Source organism: Goodfellowiella coeruleoviolacea, assembly GCF_024171785.1.
In the GTDB taxonomy this organism is placed as follows: Bacteria; Actinomycetota; Actinomycetes; order Mycobacteriales; family Pseudonocardiaceae; genus Goodfellowiella; species Goodfellowiella coeruleoviolacea.
In genome coordinates this window covers 19,328-39,483 of record NZ_JAMTCK010000018.1, presented here as the reverse complement: position 1 = coordinate 39,483, position 20,156 = coordinate 19,328, and the positions used below count along the sequence as shown (strand labels likewise).

17 protein-coding genes are annotated in these 20,156 nt (G+C 73.8%); 6 read left to right on the top strand and 11 right to left on the bottom strand.

Annotated features, from left to right (window positions below):
• Positions 1–141: 141 nt before the first annotated feature.
• The 4 genes from LX83_RS31575 to LX83_RS31560 form a co-directional block, all read right to left on the bottom strand.
• Positions 142–2,313 carry an acetate--CoA ligase family protein gene (locus LX83_RS31575; RefSeq protein ID WP_253778062.1) on the bottom strand — a complete coding sequence of 724 codons (2,172 nt, stop codon included), beginning with the start codon at positions 2,311–2,313 and terminating at the stop codon, positions 142–144.
• Between the two features lie 3 nt (positions 2,314–2,316).
• Entirely contained in the window at positions 2,317–3,546 is a 1,230-nt protein-coding gene (gene frc, locus LX83_RS31570; RefSeq protein WP_253778060.1) for a formyl-CoA transferase, read from the bottom strand.
• A gap of 60 nt (positions 3,547–3,606) precedes the next feature.
• A complete protein-coding gene (locus tag LX83_RS31565) occupies positions 3,607–5,358 on the bottom strand; it encodes a thiamine pyrophosphate-binding protein (protein WP_253778057.1) in 1,752 nt (583 codons plus the stop codon).
• A gap of 424 nt (positions 5,359–5,782) precedes the next feature.
• Complete coding sequence (locus tag LX83_RS31560; RefSeq protein ID WP_308204086.1) at positions 5,783–6,535, bottom strand: GntR family transcriptional regulator; 753 nt, start codon at positions 6,533–6,535, stop codon at positions 5,783–5,785.
• 251 nt (positions 6,536–6,786) lie between these two features.
• On the opposite strand from LX83_RS31560, the gene LX83_RS31555 reads away from it, so the two are divergent.
• The 6 genes from LX83_RS31555 to LX83_RS31530 all read left to right on the top strand — a co-directional run bounded on the left by LX83_RS31555 (position 6,787) and on the right by LX83_RS31530 (position 13,755).
• Entirely contained in the window at positions 6,787–8,079 is a 1,293-nt protein-coding gene (locus LX83_RS31555; RefSeq protein ID WP_253778310.1) for a glycosyltransferase family 4 protein, read from the top strand.
• A 98-nt stretch (positions 8,080–8,177) separates the two neighbouring features.
• The gene (locus LX83_RS31550; RefSeq protein WP_253778055.1) at positions 8,178–9,842 is read left to right on the top strand and encodes an amidohydrolase; all 1,665 of its coding nucleotides are present in this window, start codon (positions 8,178–8,180) and stop codon (positions 9,840–9,842) included.
• A gap of 147 nt (positions 9,843–9,989) precedes the next feature.
• A complete protein-coding gene (locus LX83_RS31545; RefSeq protein WP_253778054.1) occupies positions 9,990–11,354 on the top strand; it encodes an FAD-binding oxidoreductase in 1,365 nt (454 codons plus the stop codon).
• 232 nt (positions 11,355–11,586) lie between these two features.
• Positions 11,587–11,955: a hypothetical protein gene (locus tag LX83_RS31540; RefSeq protein ID WP_253778052.1), complete on the top strand. Its 369-nt coding sequence runs from the start codon at positions 11,587–11,589 to the stop codon at positions 11,953–11,955.
• A gap of 133 nt (positions 11,956–12,088) precedes the next feature.
• On the top strand, positions 12,089–12,943 hold the full coding sequence (locus LX83_RS31535) for an IclR family transcriptional regulator (RefSeq protein ID WP_253778050.1): 855 nt from the start codon (positions 12,089–12,091) through the stop codon (positions 12,941–12,943).
• Positions 12,944–12,987: 44 nt separating this feature from the next.
• Complete coding sequence (locus tag LX83_RS31530; protein WP_407649704.1) at positions 12,988–13,755, top strand: IspD/TarI family cytidylyltransferase; 768 nt, start codon at positions 12,988–12,990, stop codon at positions 13,753–13,755.
• A 63-nt stretch (positions 13,756–13,818) separates the two neighbouring features.
• Here the strand turns inward: LX83_RS31530 and LX83_RS31525 are convergent, their stop codons facing one another.
• From LX83_RS31525 to LX83_RS31495, 7 genes are read right to left on the bottom strand one after another with little or no spacing between them, the layout of a single operon-like run.
• Positions 13,819–14,223: a RidA family protein gene (locus LX83_RS31525; protein WP_253778048.1), complete on the bottom strand. Its 405-nt coding sequence runs from the start codon at positions 14,221–14,223 to the stop codon at positions 13,819–13,821.
• Positions 14,207–14,548 carry a chorismate mutase gene (locus tag LX83_RS31520; RefSeq protein ID WP_253778046.1) on the bottom strand — a complete coding sequence of 114 codons (342 nt, stop codon included), beginning with the start codon at positions 14,546–14,548 and terminating at the stop codon, positions 14,207–14,209. The genes LX83_RS31525 and LX83_RS31520 overlap by 17 nt, the downstream gene beginning before the upstream one ends.
• Positions 14,535–15,155: an anthranilate synthase component II gene (locus tag LX83_RS31515; protein ID WP_253778044.1), complete on the bottom strand. Its 621-nt coding sequence runs from the start codon at positions 15,153–15,155 to the stop codon at positions 14,535–14,537. Before LX83_RS31515 ends, LX83_RS31520 begins: the two co-directional genes overlap by 14 nt.
• Positions 15,136–16,674, bottom strand: a complete 1,539-nt coding sequence (locus LX83_RS31510) for an anthranilate synthase component I family protein (protein WP_253778043.1) — start codon at positions 16,672–16,674, stop codon at positions 15,136–15,138. Before LX83_RS31510 ends, LX83_RS31515 begins: the two co-directional genes overlap by 20 nt.
• Positions 16,671–17,402, bottom strand: a complete 732-nt coding sequence (locus tag LX83_RS31505; protein WP_253778042.1) for a flavodoxin family protein — start codon at positions 17,400–17,402, stop codon at positions 16,671–16,673. The genes LX83_RS31510 and LX83_RS31505 overlap by 4 nt, the downstream gene beginning before the upstream one ends.
• Entirely contained in the window at positions 17,399–18,436 is a 1,038-nt protein-coding gene (aroF, locus tag LX83_RS31500) for a 3-deoxy-7-phosphoheptulonate synthase (RefSeq protein ID WP_253778041.1), read from the bottom strand. The genes LX83_RS31505 and aroF overlap by 4 nt, the downstream gene beginning before the upstream one ends.
• A gap of 18 nt (positions 18,437–18,454) precedes the next feature.
• Complete coding sequence (locus LX83_RS31495; RefSeq protein ID WP_253778040.1) at positions 18,455–19,927, bottom strand: MFS transporter; 1,473 nt, start codon at positions 19,925–19,927, stop codon at positions 18,455–18,457.
• Between the last annotated feature and the right edge of the window lie 229 nt (positions 19,928–20,156).

The window sequence follows — 20,156 nt, the reverse complement described above, 5'->3', positions numbered from 1 at the left end:
CACACCCGTTCTGGACCGTGCGATGCCGCCAGGTGACCGTCGGACGGTCCGGCGGTTGGTGCGTTCGAAGCGTCCACAGCAGGACCTTTCTCCCGAGTTTGTGGTACCGGTGACGCCCCTGACCTGCCGCGTGCGGTGGCCTCAGCCGCCGAGCAGCCCGGCCGCCCGCGCCCACCGGTACTTGGCGCCCAGCACGGCCACGGGCCGCTCGGTGGTGTAGGGGTAGGCCACGATCCCGTGGTCGAACAGGTGCTCGCAGGCCTGCTCCACCTCGGTGTCCCCGGCCAGGGAGGCCACCACGGGCTTGTCGATCCCCTCGGCCCTGGCCTGTGCCACGACCCGGGCGGTCAGCTCGGCGAAGACCATGGGGGGCGTGACGATGGTGTGCCAGTAGCCGAGGACCAGCGCGTGCACGCGCGGGTCGGTCAGGCCGAGCCGGATGGTGGCCTCGTAGGTCGACGGCGGCTCGCCCCCGGTGATGTCGATCGGGTTGCCGGCCGCGCCGAACGGCGGGATGTGCCGGCGGAACGCCGCGTCCAGGTCGTCGGGGATCTCCATCAGGCGCAGGCCGTTGTCCACGCAGGCGTCCGAGAGCAGCACACCCGAGCCGCCGGCGCCGGTGATGATCACCACGTTCTCCCCGGCGGGCGTGGGCAGCAGCGGCAGCCCCCTGGCGTACTCCAGCATCTCGTTCAGGCCCGGCGCCCGCACCACCCCGGCCTGCCGCAGGATGTCGTCGTAGACCTTGTCGTCGCCGGCCAGCGCGCCCGTGTGTGAACTGGCCGCGCGCGCCCCCAGGGCGGTGCGCCCGGCCTTGAGCACCACCACGGGCTTGCGCCTGGTCACCCGGCGCGCGGTTTCGACGAACGCCCGCCCGTCCTTGAGGTCCTCCAGGTGCATGGCAACGCACCGGGTGTTGTCGTCGTGCTCGAAGAAGGTGAGCAGGTCGTCCTCGTCCACATCGGACTTGTTGCCCAGCCCCACGATCGCGGACACGCCCATCCTGGTGGTGCGGCTGAAACCGAGGATGGCCATGCCGATGCCACCGCTCTGCGAGGTCAGCGCCACCCCGCCGGTGACGTCGTAGGGCGTGCAGAAGGTCGCGCACAGGTTGCGCGGGGTGTAGTAGTAGCCGTAGATGTTGGGGCCGAGCAGCCGGATGCCGTGCTGCCTGGCGATCGCCACCACCTCGTCCTGCAGCGCGGTGTTGCCGGTCTCGGCGAAACCCGACGGGATGAGCACCGCGGCGGGCACGCCCTTGTGGCCGCACTCGGTCAGCGCCGAGGGCACCAGCTTGGCGGGCACCGCGAACACCGCCACGTCCACGTCCACCGGCACGTCGGTGACGCTGCGGTAGACCTTGTGCCCCATGATCTCGTCGGCCCTGGGGTTGATCGGGAAGATCTGCCCGGCGAAGCCGCCGTCGACCAGGTTGCGCATGACCGAGTTGCCGATCTTGCCCGGCTCGGCCGAGGCGCCGATGACCGCGATCGCCGCCGGGTTCATCAGCCGGTTCATCACCCGCAGGATGTCCTCTTCGGACGGTCGGGGCGGCGGCGCGGCCGGCTCGGGGTCCAGCAGGACGCGCACGTCCGCCGCGCACACCCCGTCGGCGGTGGCGAACACCGGGTTCAGGTCGAACTCGCTGATCTGCGGGAAGTCGGTGACCAGGTCGCCGACCCGGGCGATCACCTCGGCCAGGCCGGCGGCGTCGACCGGCGCGGCGCCGCGGACGCCGCGCAGCACCTCGGCCGCGGCGATGTCGTCGAGCATGCCCTCGGCCTCGGCGCGGCTGATCGGGGCCATCCGGAAGGTGACGTCCTTGAGCACCTCGACCAGCACGCCACCCAGGCCGAAGGCCACCACCTTGCCGAAGGTGGGGTCGGTGGTGGCGCCGACGATCACCTCCTGGCCGCCGGTCAGCAGCTGCTGCACCTGCACGCCGGTGATGGCCGCGTCCGGCCGGTGCGCCAGGGCGTTGGCCACGATCCGCTGGTAGGCGGCGCGCGCCGCGTCCGCGTCGGCCACGCCCACGACCACGCCGCCGGCCTCGGTCTTGTGCAGGATGTCCGGTGAGACGATCTTCATCACCACCGGGAAGCCGAGCTGGGTGGCCTGTGCCGCGGCCTGGTCGGCGCTGGTGGCCAGGGCCTCGCCCGGAGTGGGGATGCCGTAGGCGGCGCAGATCCGCCGGCCCTCGGGCGCGGTCAGCGCGGTGCGTCCGGCGGCGATCGCCTCGGCGAGGACCGCCCGCACCTCGGCGCGGTCGTAGTCGGGCTGGCCGGTGGTGCTGGTCCGGTCGCTGGCTGTCATCGGTCAGATCACCCCGTTCGCTTTGAGGTTGGCGAATTCGGCGCGGCCCAGCCCCAGCTCGCGCAGGTAGACGTCCTCGTTGTGCTCGCCGAGCAGCGGCGAGCGCTCGACCTGGACCGGGGAGTCGGACAGCTTGATCGGACAGCCCACGGTCTTGAACTCGCCCCGCTCGGGGTGGTCGACGCTGACGATCATGTCGTTGGCGGCCAGCGACTCGTCCTCGATCAGCTCCCGGGTGGACAGGATCGGGCCGCACGGGATGTTGTGCGCGTTCAGCCTCTCCAGCACGGTCCACTTGTCGTGGTGGATCGTCCACTCCTCGATCAGCTGGAACACCTTGTCCAGTTTGGACAGTCGGGCTTCCGGTGTGCTCCACTCCGGGTCGTCGGCCAGTTCGGGCCGGCCGATCAGCTGGGTGATCGGTGCCCAGCCGACCGGCTGGACGATCACGTAGATGTAGTCGTTGGGGCCGCCCGGGCTGCACCGCAGCGCCCAGCCGGGCTGGCCGCCGCCGGAGGCGTTGCCCGAGCGCGGCACCTCCGCGCCGAACTCGTCGTTGGGGTACTCGGCGAGCGGGCCGGCCGCCAGCCGCTGCTGGTCGCGCAGCTTGACCCGGCACAGGTTGAGCACGGCGTGCTGCATGGCCACGTTGACCCGCTGGCCGCGCCCGGTGGACACCCGCTGGTAGAGCGCGGCCAGGATGCCGGCCACGGTGTGCACGCCGGTGCCCGAGTCACCGATCTGCGCGCCGGTGGCCAGCGGCGGGCCGTCCTCGAAACCGGTGGTGCTCATCGACCCACCCATGGCCTGCGCGACCACCTCGTAGGCCTTGAAGTGGGTGTAGGGGCCCTCGCCGAAGCCCTTGATCGAGGCGTAGATGAGCCGGGGGTTGATCTCGCGCAGGCGCTCCCACGGAAAACCCAGCCGTTCCAGGGTGCCCGGGCCGAAGTTCTCCACCAGCACGTCGGAGCGGCGCACCAGGTTGACGAACAGGTCGTGGCCGCGCCCGGCCTTCATGTTCAGCGTGATGCTGCGCTTGTTGCAGTTGAGCATCGTGAAGTAGAGGCTGTCCGCGTCCGGCACGTCCCGCAGCTGGCGCCGGGTGATGTCACCGCCGGGGGCCTCCAGCTTCACCACGTCCGCGCCCAGCCAGGCGAGGATCTGGGTGCAGGACGGCCCGGACTGGACGTGGGTCATGTCGAGGACGCGGACGCCGTCGAGTGCCTTTCCCATGAGTGTGCTCCCTCGAACCGAAAACCGTTGGGGGACAGGGCGTTTCCGGGTGGGACTGTCCTATTTGTACATCGTCTGGTTCATGGTTCCCGGCGCGTAGACGTCCGGGTCCACCCACACGTTGACCAGCGACGGCTTGCCGGACTGGCGGGCGCGCTCCAGGGCCGGCCGGATGTCGGCGGGGTCGCGCACCTCCTCGCCGTGGCCGCCGAGCAGCCGGGCGAACTCGTCGAAGCGCACGTCGCCGAGGGTGTTGCCGACCCGGCCGCGCTCGGCGCCGTACTTCTGGATCTGGCCGTAGCGGATCTGGTTCATCGAGGAGTTGTTGCCCACCACGCCGATGAACGGCAGGTTGAACCGCACCATGGTCTCGAAGTCCCACCCGGTCAGGCTGAACGCGCCGTCGCCGAACAGGCAGACGACCTCCGCGTCCGGCCGGGCGTGCTTGGCCGCCATGGCGAAGGGAACGCCGACGCCCAGCGTGCCCAGCGGGCCCGGGTCCATCCAGTGCCCCGGTGCCTTGGGCTGCACCACCTGGCCGGAGAAGGTGACGATGTCGCCGCCGTCGCCGATGTAGATCGAGTCCTCGGTGAGGAACTCGTTGATCTCGTGCACCAGCCGGTAGGGGTCGATGGGCGAGGCGTCGGAGAGCTGGCGGGGCAGGCGCTTCTGGTAGGCGGCGGTCTCCACCGCGCGCAGTTCCGCCAGCCAGTCCCGGCGGCCGGCCGCACCGGGGTCGCCCAGCCCGGACGCGGCGGCGGTGACCGCGGCCAGCACCTGCCCGGCATCGCCGACGATGCCCAGGTCGACGTCCCGGTTCCTGCCCACGGTCCGGTAGTCCAGGTCGATCTGCACCACGGTGGCGGTGGGCGAGAGCCGGCGGCCGTAGCCCATCCGGAAGTCGAACGGGGTGCCGACGATGATGATCAGGTCGGCGTTGCTGAACGCGTACCGGCGGGAGAGCTGGAAGTGGTGCGGGTCGCCCGGGGGCAGGGTGCCCCGGCCGGCGCCGTTCATGTACGCCGGCACGTTGAGCGCGCGCACGAACTCCACGGCCGCGTCCGTGGCCCGGCAGGTCCACACCTGGCTGCCCAGCAGCACGCACGGCTTGGCCGCGTGGGTGATCAGGTCGGCGAGCCGCTGCACCGCCTCGGGATCGCCGACCGAGCGGGTGGACGCCCGGTAGTGGCCGGCCCGCGGCACCCTGGCCTTCTCCACCGGCACCCTGGCGTCCAGCACGTCCCTCGGGATCTCCAGGAAGGACGGTCCTGGTGCGCCGTGGTAGCACTCGCGGAAGGCCATGGACACCAGGTCGGCGACCCGTTCGGTGGCCGGCACGGTGGCGGCGAACTTGGTGATCGGCGCCATCATGTCCACGTGCGGCAGGTCCTGCAGCGAGCCCATCTTGTGCTGGCTGAGCGCGCCCTGGCCGCCGATCAGCAGCATCGGGCTCTCCGCGCGCAGCGCGTTGGCCACCCCGGTGACCGCGTCGGTGGTGCCGGGGCCGGCGGTGACCACCGCGCAGCCGGGTTTGCCGGTGATCCGGGCGTACCCGTCGGCGGCGTGCGCGGCGACCTGCTCGTGCCGCACGTCGATCACGTCGATGCCCTCGTCGACGCAGCCGTCGTAGATGTCGATGATGTGGCCGCCGCACAGGGTGAACACCACGTCGACGCCCTCGGCCTTGAGGGCCTTGGCCACCAGGTGGCCACCGGAGATCAGCTCCGGCTCGGTCGCGCCGGCCCGGGCGGCGGTGGGCTCGGCCGGCGCACCGGCGACGGCGGTGGTGGACGGCGGGACTGTCTGCGTCATCTGCGTCCTCAACTCCTCACGTGCGAGGGACACCCGGGCGCGCCGGGATGCTTCGGCCAGCCCGGCCGGGACGGCTGGGCGGCTCGTTCGAGGTGGTGACGAAAGCCGACTGGGGCGGGGAACCGGCTGCGCGAGGGGCTCCGGGCCACTTTTCATACTGCATACCGTATGGAGTTATGCCTACTCCTGGTGACGGTGCTTGTCCAGTGCGCCAAAAAGGGGAACGTGGGGAATTCGGACACCGGCGACCATTGCCACAAAAGGCTGGACCGGGCGATCAGCTGTCCGTTTTGGTGGAAAAGGAAACGCTTGTCAGCCCTGTCGGATATGGCGGGAAATCACCGCGTGCGGCGGCGCACCGGGGGAAAGGTGTGGTTTCGCGGAAAGGACGCGGATTCCGCCGAGGTGAATGCGCGGGGCGGAATCAGCCGGAGGTGTTCTCGTCGCCGGCCGCGGTGCGCCGCTCGTGGTAGGTCTGCCGGGTGCGCTCGGTGTGCCGGTTCATGACCTGACTGGCCGTGTCGGCGTCGCCGGCCGCGATCGCCCGGATGAGTTCGGCGTGCTCCGCCCAGGAGTCGTGGCCGCGGGGCCGGGCGATGGGCGTGTAGTACCAGCGCACCCGGCGGTCCACCAGGGCGATGAGTTCGGCCAGCACCGCGTTGCCGGACAGTTCGGTGATGAACGCGTGCAGCCGGGCGTTCGTGCTGACCAGTCCGTCCACGTCGTCGTCGGCCAGCGCCCGCTCGCCCTCGCGCTGCAGTTCCCACAGCCGCTCGACGTCCTGGGCGTCGGCCTGCTGCGCGGCCAGCCGCGCCGAGTAGGTCTCCAGCACCGACCGCACCCCGAGCAGTTGGTCGGCCTCGGCCTCGGTGGGCAGGTGCACGAACGCGCCCTGGGCCGGCCGCAGGTCGACCCAGCCCTCGGTCTGCAGGCGCTGCAGCGCCTCCCGCACCGGCTGCCGGCTCACCCCGAGCAGCTCGGCCAGCTCCAGTTCCACCAGGTGCTGGCCGGGTTTGAGGGTGCCGTTGATGATCAGTTCGACCAGCGCGTCGTAGACCGCCTGGCGCAGCGGCGCCGGCCGCTGGACCCGCTGCACCGGGGACGAGCCGAGCGCGCCCCGGCCGCGGCGGCGACCACTGGGGGAGCCCGGGGTTGCGGGGGAGGCGTTGTGGTTCACGACGGCACCTGCTTGCGCTCGACGGCTGGGCACGGCGGTGGTCCTGGCGGTTTCCCGGGCACCGAGCATACAGACTTTCGTATGCAAAAGCCCAGGGCGGAGAACGTGCTCCCGCGGCCCGGTGTGATCGCGCTCTCGCTTGCCGGGACGCCGCTTGCGTCGAAGATCCCGGGTTTGTTAGCACTCGATGGCGACGAGTGCTAACAGGGTTTGCTTCTCAGCCCACGTTGAGGAGGAAAGACTTGAGCAGCGTGTCCGCTCACCGCACGACGAACCGGGCGCCGCACAGCATTCCGCGCCAGGCCCGGGACACCGCCCCCGCCGGGGACCCGCTCCGCGTGGTCCTGGTCGCCCCGCCCTACTTCGACGTGCCGCCCAAGGCCTACGGCGGCGTGGAGGCCGTGGTCGCCGACCTGGCCGACGCCCTGGTGGGCCTGGGCCACCGGGTGACCCTGATCGGCGCGGGCCGCCCGGGCACCGCCGCCCGGTTCGTGCCGGTCTGGGAGCACACCGTGCCCGACCGGCTCGGCGAGCCCTACCCGGAGGTCATGCACGCGGCGGCGGTGCGCGCGCAGGTGCGCCGGCTGGCCGAGACCGAGGGCGTGGACGTGGTGCACGACCACACCCTCGCCGGGCCGCTGAACGTGCCCGCCTACACCGCGCTGGACCTGCCGACCGTGGTCACCGTGCACGGCCCGGTCGACGCCGACATGCACCGGTACTACCGGGCGCTGGGCGAGGACGTGCACCTGGTGGCGATCAGCGACCGGCAGCGGGCCCTGGCCCCGGACCTGAACTGGATCGGCACCGTGCACAACGCGCTGCGCGTCGAGGACTGGCCGTTCCAGCGGGACAAGCGGGACTACGCGCTGTTCCTCGGCCGGTTCCACCCGGACAAGGCACCGCACCTGGCCCTGGAGGCGGCGCACGCCGCCGGGCTGCCGCTGGTGCTGGCCGGCAAGTGCGCCGAGCCGATCGAGAAGGAGTACTTCGAGCGCGAGGTGCGGCCCCGGCTGACCGAGCAGGACCACGTGTACGGCGTGGCCGACGCGGTGGCCAAGCGCCGGCTGCTGGCCGAGGCGCGCTGCCTGCTGTTCCCCATCCGCTGGGAGGAGCCCTTCGGCATGGTCATGATCGAGGCCATGGCCTGCGGCACGCCCGTGGTGGCGCTGCGCGCCGGCGCCGTGCCCGAGGTCGTCGTGGACGGCGTCACCGGCCTGATCCGCGACGATCCCGCGGAACTGCCCGCCGCGCTGCACGAGGTGACCAGCCTGGACCCGGCCGCCTGCCGGGCGCACGTGGCCGAGCACTTCGGGGTGGCCGGGCTCGGCGCCGGCTACCAGGCCGCCTACCGCGCGGCCATCACCGCGATCCGTGGCACCGCGTCCGGGGCGCTGGCCACGCTGCGCCGCGACTACGCCGCACTGGACTCGGCACTGGACCGCGCCTACCCGCGCGACCGGTGGCCCGCGCCGTCCGATGTGGACGCGACCGGCCAGCAGGACGGCGGGCCCGCCCTGCAGGTCTCCGGAGAGCGGGCGTGAGCGCGCACCGCTAGTCCATCCGGGCGGTGTGCTCGCACGGGGCCACCCGGCAGGGTGACGCTGACAGTGCCGAGTCGCTGACAGTGAGGGGAGCCGCCGTGCTGGACGTGCTGCTGACCAACGCGAACGTGCACACCATGGTCGAGGACCGGCCCACGGCCCGCGCGGTCGGCGTGTTCGGCGACCGGGTGGTCGGGGTGGACGAGGAGGTCACCGGACTGCCGGCCCGCGCCGTGGTCGACTGCGCCGGCGCCACCCTGACACCCGGCTTCGCCGACGCGCACAACCACATGGCCTGGTTCGGCCTGGCCCTCGGTGAACTGGACCTGTCCGGGCACACCGACCTGACCGCCCTGTACGCGGCCGTGGCCGCGCGCGCCGCCACCCTGCCCCCGGACGCCTGGGTGGTCGGCAGCGGCTACGACAACGCCGCGCTCGGCGGCCACCCGCACCGGGCCGCGCTGGACCGCGCCGCCGGTGGCCGCCCGGTCTGGCTCAAGCACCGCTCCGGCCACGTGTGCGCGGTCAGCAGTGCCGTGCTGGACCGGGCCGGCGTGCTGGACGGCTCGGCGCGGGTGCCGGACGGGGGCGTGGTGGTGCGCGACGAGCACGCCGCACCCACCGGCGTGCTGGAGGAGCAGGCCCAGCGGCTGGTGCTGGACCTGGTGGTGCCCTACCCGGTCGACGAGCTGGCGGCCGCGATCGCCAGGGCCGCCCGGGTGTACGTGGCCGAGGGGCTGACCCACGTCACCGAGGCCGGCATCGGCGGCGGGTGGATCGGCCACAGCCCGGTGGAGGCGCTGGCCTACCAGGTGGCCAGGCAGCGCGGCGACCTGCCGCTGCGGGTGGAGCTGATGACGGTCAGCGACGCGCTGCACCCGCTGCCCGGCCACCCCGCCGACGACGCCGGCATCGGGCTGGACCTGGGGCTGCGCACCGGGTTCGGCGATGACTGGCTGCGCCTGGGACCGGTCAAGGTCTTTGTGGACGGTGCGCTGACCAGCCGCACCGCCGCGGTGACCGAGCCGTTCCTGGACCACGGCCGCACCCGGGGCTACTTCCAGGACGACCCGGACCGGCTGCGCGAGCTGGTGGTGGCCGCGCACCTCGGCGGCTGGCGGGTGGCGGCGCACGCCATCGGCGACCGCGCCGTCGACCTGGTGCTGACCGCGGTGGAGCAGGCGCAGCGGCTGCGGCCGCGCCCCGACGCGCGCCACCGCGTCGAGCACGCCGCCGTGGTCCGCCCCGACCAGCTCGCCCGGATGGCCGCGCTGGGCGTGATCCCGGTGCCCCAGGCCCGGTTCCTGCACGAGATCGGCGACACCATGGCCGAGGCGCTGGGTGTGCGGCGGACCGGGTGGCTGTACCGGCACAAGTCCTTTGTGGACGCCGGCATCCCGGTGCCGGGCAGTTCCGACCGGCCGGTCGCCCTGGGCGCGCCGCTGCTGGGCATGCGGTCCATGGTCGAGCGCACCAGCAGCACCGGCGCGGTGCTCGGCCCGGCCGAGCGGGTCACCGCCGCCGAGGCGCTGCGCGCCTACACCACGCACGCCGCCCACGCCGCGCACCAGGAGCACCGGCGCGGCCGGATCGCCCGCGGCTACCTGGCCGACCTGGTGCTGCTGGCCGACGACCCGGTCACCGTGCCCAGCGCGCGCATCGACGCGATCGAGGTGCTGGCCACCCTGGTCGGTGGCGCGTGCGCGCACGGCGGCGACCGGCTGGCCGAGCTGACCACCCGGGGAGCGGTGCCGGCCCGGTGAGCACCGCCGGCGCGCGCGCCCGCCCACCCGGTGGACGCCGACCGGGGTGGGTGGCCATCCCGCGGAACTACACTCCGGCGGCGTGGGTACCTACTCAGCCGATGCCAGACGTCCTCGCACCAGCGCGCACCTGACGAGCGGCCAGCGATGAGCCGGCCGGCGCTGCTGGACCTGTTACCGGACGGGGTGGCCGTGGCCGACCCGGACGTGCTCGCCGCCTACCGCAACGACCACGCCCAGTTCTGTCCCAGTGGGACACCGGCCGTGCTCGTGCGGGCGCGCTCGGTGGACGACGTGGTGACCACCCTGCGGTGGGCGCACGCCAACCGGGTGCCGGTGGTGCCGCAGGGGGCGCGCACCGGGCTGTCCGGCGCGGCCAACGCCATCGACGGCGGTGTGCTGCTGTGCCTGGAGAAGATGGACCGGGTGCTGGAGGTGGACACCGAGGAGCAGCTGGCCGTGGTCCAGCCCGGCGTGGTCAACGCCAGGCTCGCCGCGACCGTGGCCGAGCACGGCCTGTACTACCCGCCCGACCCCGGTTCCCGGGACATCTCCACCATCGGCGGCAACGTGGCCACCAACGCCGGCGGCATGTGCTGCGTGAAGTACGGGGTGACCGCCGACTTCGTGCGCGGCCTGCAGGTGGTGCTGGCCGACGGCCGGGTGCTGCGCACCGGCCGGCGCACCGCCAAGGGCGTGGCCGGCTACGACCTCACCCGGTTGTTCGTCGGCTCCGAGGGAACCCTGGGGGTGATCACCGAGATCACCCTGGCGCTGCGGCCGGCGACCCAGCGCCCGCTCACCGCGGTGGCCTTCTTCGCCACCCCGGCCGACGCCTGCCGCGCGGTGGCCCACCACCTGGGGGCCGGCCACCGGCCGTCCGTGCTGGAGTTCATGGACCGCCCCACGGTCGACGCCGTGTCCGCAATGGCCGATCTGGGTTTTCCCGACGACCTGGGCGCGGTGCTGATCGCCCAGTCCGACGTGGGCGCCGGCGCCCCCGAGGAGCTGCGCGCCTTCGAGCTGTCGGCCAGGGCCTGCGGTGCCACCGACGTCGTCGTGGCCGACGACCCGGCCGAGGGAGAACTGCTGATGCGGGCCCGGCGGCTGGTCGGCCACGCCCAGGAACGGCTGGGCGCCACCCTGGTGGACGACGTGTGCGTGCCCCGGCGCCGGCTGGCCGAACTCGTCGAGGGCGTGGCGCGCATCGCCGAGGCGCACGGCGTGCTGATGAGCTGCGCCGGCCACGCCGGTGACGGCAACATGCACCCCACGGTGATCTTCGACAAGTCCGACCCGGCCCAGGCCGCCGCGGCCGAGCGGGCGTTCGAGGAGATCATGCGGCTCGGCCTGGACCTGGGCGGCACCATCACCGGCGAGCACGGCGTGGGCGTGCTCAAGCGGGAGTGGCTGGCCAGGGAACTCGACGAGACCGCACTGTGGACCCACCACCAGCTCAAGAACAGCCTCGACCCGAGGGGCATCCTCAACCCCGGCCGGGTGTTCGGCTGAACGGCCCGCCGCCCGGGTGACCACTGTGGCGGGCGGGACCAGTGGGGCGGGCGGACCGGCCTGTGTGGCCGGTCGCCCACCCGCGCACTGGGCGAGACGGGTGCCTTTTGGGCGTTGTTTGCCCGTCCACCGGGCACGGTGTGCTTCCATGTGCTTGGGCGGTGCCGCGTGCCATGCCCGGTCAGGTCCGGGACCGCGGCCCCAGACAAGGTGGGCGGGGGGAGAGTTTCTGATGCCGCTGCCGACAGCCGTACGTGAGAGAGCGCGCGCGTTCCTGCGCCCTGGAGAGACGATCCGGTACATCTTCCCGGCGTCCTCGCCGAGTTCGGCGTTCATCAGTGCGCACTACATCTTCGTGGTGACCGACGCCTCGGTCACCCTGCTGTTCACCGGGTTCGGGTCGCGCACCAACCCCAAGGAGGTGACCTGCCGGTACCCCAGCGGCACCCGCCTCGGCCCGGTGGACACCTCGCAGATCCCGTTCTTCGTGCTCGGCACCACCGTGTTCGAAGTGGACGAGGAGTACGTCCCGGTCATCAACGCGGCGGACGCGGAGTCCTCGGCCGACTGCCTGCCCCCGGACCCGCTGCCCGACCTGTAGTCGCGGGCCGGCGCGCCGCGCCTCACCCGGGTGAGGTCCCCGGGGTGACCGGCAGGCGGGGACGGCCGGTGCGGGTGGCCGCCCGCCGCGTTCCACGGGGCGGGGCAGGGCATTCGCGGTTACATTGAAATCTATGGTCAGCCAGCATGAGGAGACCACCCAGCACCGGGAGACCGCCGCCGACAAGACCCTGGATGTGTTGGAGGCACTGGCCAACCACTCCAGGATCGCCGACATCGCGTCGATCACCGGGCTGCCACGACCCACGGTGCACCGCATCCTGCAGACGTTGGTGCACCACGGCTTCGCCAGCAGCAACGGACGCGGGGACTACACCGGTGGGCCGCGCATCCTCAGCCTGGCGGGCAGGTTCCTGCAGCGGCTCAACCTCTCCGGGCAGGTCTACCCGCTGCTGCGGCAGTTGCAGGAGCGTTCCGGGTGGACGGTGTTCCTGTCGCTGCTGTCCGCCGACGAGGCGGTCGTCATCGCCAAGGCCGAGGGCACCGGGTCCTACCAGCTGTCCCGGCGGGTCGGGGTGAGCATTCCGCTGCACTGCAGCTCGACCGGCAAGGCGATCCTGTCGGCCATGCCCGACGAGGAGGTGCGGGCCCTGCTCGCGCGCACCGGCATGCCGAGCTGGGCGCCGAACACCATCACCGTGCCCGAGGTGCTGATCGCGGAACTCGCCGAGACCCGGCGCCGCGGGTACGCCGAGGACCGGGAGGAACTGGAGCCCGGGGTGCGCGCGGTGGCCGCCCCCGTCTTCGACCACACCGGACAGGTGGTGGGCGCGGTCAGCGCGGCCACCCTGGTGTTCCGGCCGGACATGGGCTCGATCCAGAGCCGGGGGGAGATGGTCACGGCCACCGCCAGGCAGATCTCCGAGTCGATGGGCGCGCCGGTGGAGCAGATCCCGAGCGCGGCGCCCGGGCAGACCGCGGCCCCCAGGTCCGAGCTGGCCTGGGCGGAGGTGCACCCGCAGGCATAGCGCCGTGCCCGATCGGGCAGGGCCGCCGCCCTATGATCGGCGGCGTGGCAGCGGACGCACCGACCAGAGGCGAACCGGGTGGCGTGAACCAGCGGCCGGCGTCCGCGCCGACCGCGGCCGGGGTGGTGCTGGCCAGTGGCTCGGGCACCCGGGTGGGCAGTGCGGTGAACAAGGTGTACCTCCCGCTGGGGGGCCGGCGGCTGGTGTCCTGGTCGCTGGCGGCGCTGGGCCAGGTGCCCGACATCGGGGTGCTGGTGCTGGTGACCCGGCCGCAGGACGCCGACCTGGTGGCCGAGGTGCTCGACCGGGCCGAGTCGCGGGTCGCCGTGGAGGTGGTGCACGGCGGGAGCAGCCGCCAGGAGTCCGAGCTGATGGCCCTGCGCCACCTGGCCCCGCGCATCCGGTCGGGGCAGGTCGACACCGTGCTGATCCACGACGCGGCGCGCCCGCTGGTCACCCCGGAGCTGGTGACCCGGGTGCTGCGGGCGGCGCGCGAGCACGGCGGAGCGGTTCCCGGCCTGCCGGCCGAGGACCTGGTGACCGTGCGCGAGCAGGACGGTGCGGAGCTGGTCGAGGCGGTGGCCGCCGACCTGGTCGGCGTGCAGACCCCGCAGGGCTTTGCCTCGGCGCCGCTGCTGGCCGCCTACGAGCAGGCGGCGCGGGAGGGCTTCGCCGGCACCGACACCGCCTCCTGCATGGAGCGCTTCTCGGCGGTCCCGGTGCGCTGGATTCCCGGCAGCCGGCGCAACTTCAAGATCACCTACGCGCACGACCTGGTTGTCGCCGAACAGGTGTTGGCCGATCGGCACTGATCGGCACGGACCGGCACTGATCGGCACTGATCGGCACGGGACCGGCGCCGGCGCGGACCGGGTTCACCCGGTGCGCGGCCGCGTCGCCGCGCACAGTTCGACCTCCAGCAGCCCCACCACCAGGGTGCCGCCCACGGTGGTGCGCACCGGGCGGGGTGCGCGGAAGGCCCGCTGGAAGGCCGCGTTCCACCCGGCGAAGTCCCGGACCGGGTCGGCCAGCGTGGCGTTGACCGTCACCACGTGGTCGAGGCCGAGCCCGATCTCGGTCAGCACGAGGTCCAGTGTGGACAGCACGGAGTCGGCCTGGCGCCGGATGTCCCCGCCGACGCACTCCCCGGTGCGCGGGTCGAGCGCGGCGAGGCCGCCGACGTGGACCAGTTCGCCGACCCGGATGGCGGCCGGTGTGCTCAGGTGGTATTTGGCCTTGATCGCCCGCAGCGCGGCGACGTCGTCATAGATCGTGATCACGGTGTCCTCCCGGTGCCTGGGCCGGCCCGCGCGCGGCGCGCTCGGCCAGGTGGCGGTGTTGGAACTCGGTGAGCGCGGTGATCAGCGCCCGGTAGGTGGGCTCGACGATGTCCGGGTCGAGCCCCTGTGCCACGGCGAGCGCCCGGACCCGGTCGATCACCTGCTCGACGCGCGCGGTGGAGCGCACCGCCTCGTCGTCGTGCTTGACCTCGACGAGTCGCGCCACGATCGCGGCGCGGCGCGCGATCAGGGCGACGATCTCCCGGTCGAGGTCGTCGATCTGGGCGCGGAACGCGGACAGGGCCTGCTGGTCACTGATGTGCATGCGGCACCCTAACCCGGGCGGTGCGGCGGACCTGGGTGTCGATGAAGTTGCCGAACAGGACCAGGCCGTGCTCGGTGCCGATGCTCTCCGGGTGGAACTGCAGCGATTCCACCGGTCGGGCCCGGTGGCGCAGGCCCATCACGTGGCCGTCGTCGTGCGCGCGGGCGGTGACGGCCACCTGGTCGGGCAGCCCGGCGTCGTCGACCACCAGCGAGTGGTAGCGGGTCACCCGCAGCGGGTCGGGCAGGCCGGTGAAGCAGCCGGCGCCGTCGTGGTGGACCGGACTGGACTTGCCGTGGCGGGGCCGGGCGGCCCGGCCCACCCGGCCGCCGAAGGCCAGCCCGATCGCCTGGTGGCCGAGGCAGATCCCGAGCACCGGCACGGCCGGGTCCAGACCGCGCAGCAGCGGGACGTAGCCGCTGTCGGCCGGGTGGCCCGGCCCGGGGCCGAGCACCACGAAGTCGGGTGGCGCCTGGGCGTCGGCCAGCGCCGGGGACACGGCGGGGTCGTCGCGCCGCAGCACCCGCACGCGCACGTCCAGCGCGCGCAGGTAGTGGTCGATGATGTGGACGAAGCTGTCGTAGGCGTCAACGAGCAGTGCCCGCACGGCACACCTCCGCTCCGGTGACCGCCCAGTGCACGGCGGCCAGTTTCTGGCAGGTCTCGGCCCACTCACCGGCGGGCACCGAGTCGGCCACCACCCCGGCCGAGGCCCGGTAGCTGAACCGGCCGCCGCGCGCGGTGGCACCCCGGATGCACAGGGCCAGGTCCACCTCGCCGGAGAACCCGATCAGCCCCAGCGCGCCCGCGTACATGCCGCGCCGGCTGGTCTCCAGCGACTCGATGACCTCCATCGCGCGGATCTTGGGCGCACCGGTCATGGTGCCGGCGGGAAACGCCGAGGTGATCACGTCGTACTCGTCGCAGCCGGCGCGCACCACCCCGGTGACCGTGGACACCAGGTGGTGCACGTGGGAGTACGGCTCGACGGTCAGCAGCTCCGGCACGGCCAGCCCGTCGCGGGCGCAGATCCGGCCGATGTCGTTGCGGCACAGGTCGACCAGCATCACGTGCTCGGCCTGTTCCTTCTCGTCGGCGCGCAGCGCCGCGACGCGCGCGGCGTCCTCGGCGGGGTCGCCGCCGCGCGGCGCGGTGCCGGCGATGGGCCGCATCACCACCTGGCCCGCGCGGGTGGCCACGAACAGCTCCGGGCTGGCGCCCAGCGCGGTGTGGGTGCCGAACGGCGCCAGGTAGCAGTAGGGCGAGGGGTTGGCGGCGCGCAGCCGCGCGTACACCGCCCGGGGGTCGGCGGCCGAGCGCACCCGCCGCTCGTGGCCGAGCTGCACCTGGTAGACGTCACCGGCGGCGACGTGCTCCAGCGCCCGGTCCACCGCCCGCAGGTAGTCCTCCCGGCAGGTGCTGTCGCTGCTGTGGACGGGCGGCGGCACCGAGGGCACCCGGTCCGCCTCGGGCGGGCGCCGCGGTGGCCGGGCCGCGGTGTCGGCCAGCGCGGCCACGTCCAGCACCGGCCAGCCGGCGGGGTTGTTGTGCGCGGTGACCACGGCCGTGCCGGTGGCCCGGTCCTGCTCGACCACTCCCTGGTACAGCGCCAGGTCCAGGTCGGGCTCGGGGTGGTCGGCGGGGATCAGCCGGGGCAGCCGCTCGATGGTGCCGGCCAGGTCGTAGCCCAGATAGCCGAACAACCCCAGGCGCAGCCCGTGCCGGCGGGCGTCGGCCGAGTCCGATGTGGACGCCAGCACCACGTCCCGGACGCCCCGCAACACGTCCCACACCCGGCGCCGGTCGGGCAGGTCGACGCACGGACCGGGCCGGTCGAGCAGGCCGGCCCGCGCCAGCGCGGTGGTGATCGCGGTGACCAGCAGGGGACTGCCCGACCAGCGCAGCCGGGAACCGGCCAGGCGGACCCGCAGCACCGGATTGACCCCGACGAACGAGCGCCGGCACTCGCTGTCCGGCCCGCCCAGTGATTCCAGCAGGAACACCGATCCCGGCCCGTAGCGGTCGGCCAGCCGGTTGTACACGGTGAAGGCCGGCGCGGCCCCCGGCACCACGCGGGTGCGGGTGGTCAGCAGCGGGCCGGGGTGGGTGGGGGAGAACACCGTCATGGCCGCACCTCCGGCAGTCGCGGTGCCGCGCCCGGCTGCCGGGTGCCGCCGGGTGCCCGGCGGGGCGCGGGCAGGGTGCGTTCGTGCCGCTCGTTGTCCTCGGTGCGGGCCAGCCAGCGCAGCTGCTCCGGTGACGCGGAGCGCAGCAGCCGGACCATGCCGACCATGCGCTCGATCATCCGGTCCAGGGCGCACACGCCCTCGGTGTCGGCCAGCGGCCGGTCGTGCGCGCCACCGCGCAGCACCGCGGGAAACCCGCTGCCCACCACCAGCATCCGGTTGAGCAGCATGTTGAGCAGCAACTGGTGGTGGACCTGCATGTCGTTGTAGCGCCGGCAGACCACCACGGCGCCGCCGACCTTGTTGGCCAGCGGCCGGTGGAACCTCAGGTAGCCGACACCGCTGCGCTCGATGAAGGTCTGCATCAGCTGGGCCGGGCCGAAACCGTGCACCGGCACCGCGTAGATCACCGCGTCCGCCGCGCACATCCGCTCCACCAGCGCGGCCACGTCGTCGCGCACCAGGCACGGCGCGCCGCGCGCGTTGCAGTCCCCGCACTGTCCACACGGGACGATGTGGTGGTCGCGCAGCGCGAGCACGGACAGCCGCGCGCCGTACCGGGCGGCCAGCTCGGCGGCGTAGTCCAGCACCTGGTCGGTGTTGCCGCCGGCGCGCTCCGAGCCGGAGATCGCCAGGACGCGCACGGGTGGGAGTTCGGTGTGGGTCATGGTGTTCTCCCCGCTGTCGGGCCGACCAGCGGCCGGCCCAGGGCGTGCAGCACCGGGACGAGATCCGCCATCAGCGCGCGGAACCCCTCGGGCCGCAGCGCCTGGCCGCCGTCACAGCGCGCCTGGCCCGGCTCGTCGTGCACGTCCACCAACAGCCCGTCGGCGCCGGCCGCGGCGGCCGCCAACGCCATGGGCCGCACCAGTTCCGGGTGGCCGGTGCTGTGGCTGGGGTCGACCACCACGGGCAGGTGGCTGGTGTGCTTGAGCACCGCCACCGCGCTCAGGTCCAGGGTGAACCGGGTGGCGGCCTCGAAGGTGCGGATGCCGCGCTCGCACAGCACCACCCGGTCGTTGCCCTCGGCCAGCACGTACTCGGCCGCGCCGAGCCATTCGTCCACGGTGCAGCCGAAGCCCCGCTTGAGCAGCACCGGACAGCCGGCCCGGCCCACCTCGCGCAGCAGCGGGAAGTTCTGCGCGTTGCGCGTGCCCACCTGCACCACGTCGGCGTGCTCGACCACCTGGGGCAGCGTGTGCACGTCGACCACCTCGGTGACCACGGGCAGGCCCAGCCCCCGGCCGACGTCGCGCAGGTCGCGCAGCCCGGGCTGGCCCACGCCCTGGAAGGCGTGCGGCGAGGTGCGGGGCTTGTAGGCGCCGCCGCGCAGGGCCGAGGCACCGCAGGCGCGCACCAGACCGGCGATGCGCCGCAGCCGGGACCGGCCCTCCACCGCGCACGGGCCGGCGATCACCGTGAACCCGCCGCCGCCGAAGCGGACCGGCCCCACCGCGACCGCGCTGTCCTCGACCACGCAGCCGCGGCTGGCCAGGGGCGCGCCCACCACCGGGTGGACCACCCGGCGCACGCCGGGCAGCGCGGCGATCCGGCGGGCCAGCTCGTCGCTGCCGTGTTCGGTGACCAGCACGGTGCTGGCACCGACCGTGATGGCCCGGCACCGCCCGGCCTCGGCCGGCAGCCGGGGCCTCGGACCGGCCGCGCCGGACTGGCCGGCGTCGGCACAGGTGACGATCAACATGGTCACGTCCTCTCTGTCTTACTGTCCGCTGTGGACGGATACGGGTTCGGGACGGGCCGGGGGAAGAGCGGCGACGGTCCTGGTGAGCGCCTGGGCCGCGACCGCGGTCAGGCCGGCGAGCACCGCCTCCACCAGGCACACCAGTGCGCCGCCCCGGGCCCAGCCGGCGCCGGAGCGCGCCACGCCGAGCAGCAGGGCGCCCAGCACGGCGGCGCCCAGGCCCAGCCCGGCCTGTTGGGTGGTGGTCAGCACGCCGCTGGCCGCGCCGGCGGACGCCGCCGGCACCCGGGCCAGGACGACCTCGAACATCGGGATCATCACCAGGGCGTTGCCCGCGCCGGTCAGCGCGAGCAGCGGGACCACGGCGGTGGCGGACAGGTCCGGGTAGGCCAGCCAGACCTGGACCGCGAGCCCGGCCAGTGCCGCGGCCAGCAGCAGGGCGCCCCCGGTGATCACCCGGTGGCCGTGGCGGGCGGTGAGCCGCCTGGCCAGCAGCGAGGCCACCAGGAAGGCGACCGCGTACGGCGCCAGCGCGAGCCCGGCGGCCAGTGGGGTGTGGCCAAGGCCGTCCTGCGCCACCAGCGCGCTGGTGAACAGGAACCCGCCGGCCCCGGGGAAGTAGCTGACCGCGACCAGCAGCCCCCGGCGCATGCCGGGCAGGGCCAGCAGCGCCGGCGGCAGCAGCACCACCCGACCGCGGCGCTCCCGCCACCGCTCCACCGCGGCCAGCGCCGCCGCGGCGAGGGGCGCCACGGCCAGGCACGACCAGTGCCACGCCGACCAGCCGCCGCGCTGGGCCAGCACGACCGGGGCCAGCACCCCGCCCAGCGCGCCGGCCAGCAGGGCCGCGCCCCACCAGTCCAGGCCGGCCCGCTGCCCGGGCGCGCGGGTCTCCGGCACCCGGCGCAGCGCCAGCAGCCAGCCGGCCACCCCGATCGGCACGTTGAGCAGGAACACCGGCCGCCAGCCCAGCCCGGCCAGGTCGGCCGAGGTGATCACCCCGCCGCTGACCTGCCCGAACACAATGGCCGTGCCGATCACGGCACCGAACAGGCCCAGCGCCCTGGCGCGCGCCGGGCCGTGGCACAGCGCCCGGATGGTGGCCAACACCTGGGGCACCATGGCCGCGGCGGCGACGCCCTGCGCGATCCTGGCGCCGACCAGCACGGTCACCGACGGCGCCAGTCCGCAGCCGGCCGAGGTGAGCACGAACGCGGCCATCCCGCCGAGGAACAGCGGACGCCGGCCGAGAAGGTCGCCGAGCCGGCCACCGGCCACCAGGCAGCACGCGTAGGCGATGCTGTAGCCGGCGAGCACCAGTTCCAGCGCGGCCGGGCCGGCCGCCAGGGACCGGCCGATGCTCGGCAGCGCCACGGTGACGATGAACAGGTCGGTCACGGCCAGGAACGAGCCGATGAGCACGGCCGGCAGCACCCGCCGGAGGTGGGGCTCCAGCCGGACCGCGGGGGCGTGCGGGTGGGAGTCGGGCACTCGGCCAGCCTGGGCGCGGCGACTTGCAATCGGCTTCAGTCCGGCTTGGCCGCCCGGCCGGCCCGCTCGGTGGCCACCGGTCCAATCACTCCGGCTGCCCGGCGCGCGCGGCGGTGTCGCACCAGGTCAGCGCGGGCGTCAGGGGTTCGGCCGCCGGCCAGCCGTTGCCCCGGGGGGGGCAGGTGCGGGCCGGGAGCCGCCAGCCGGTGTGCAACCGGGCGTGAAGCGG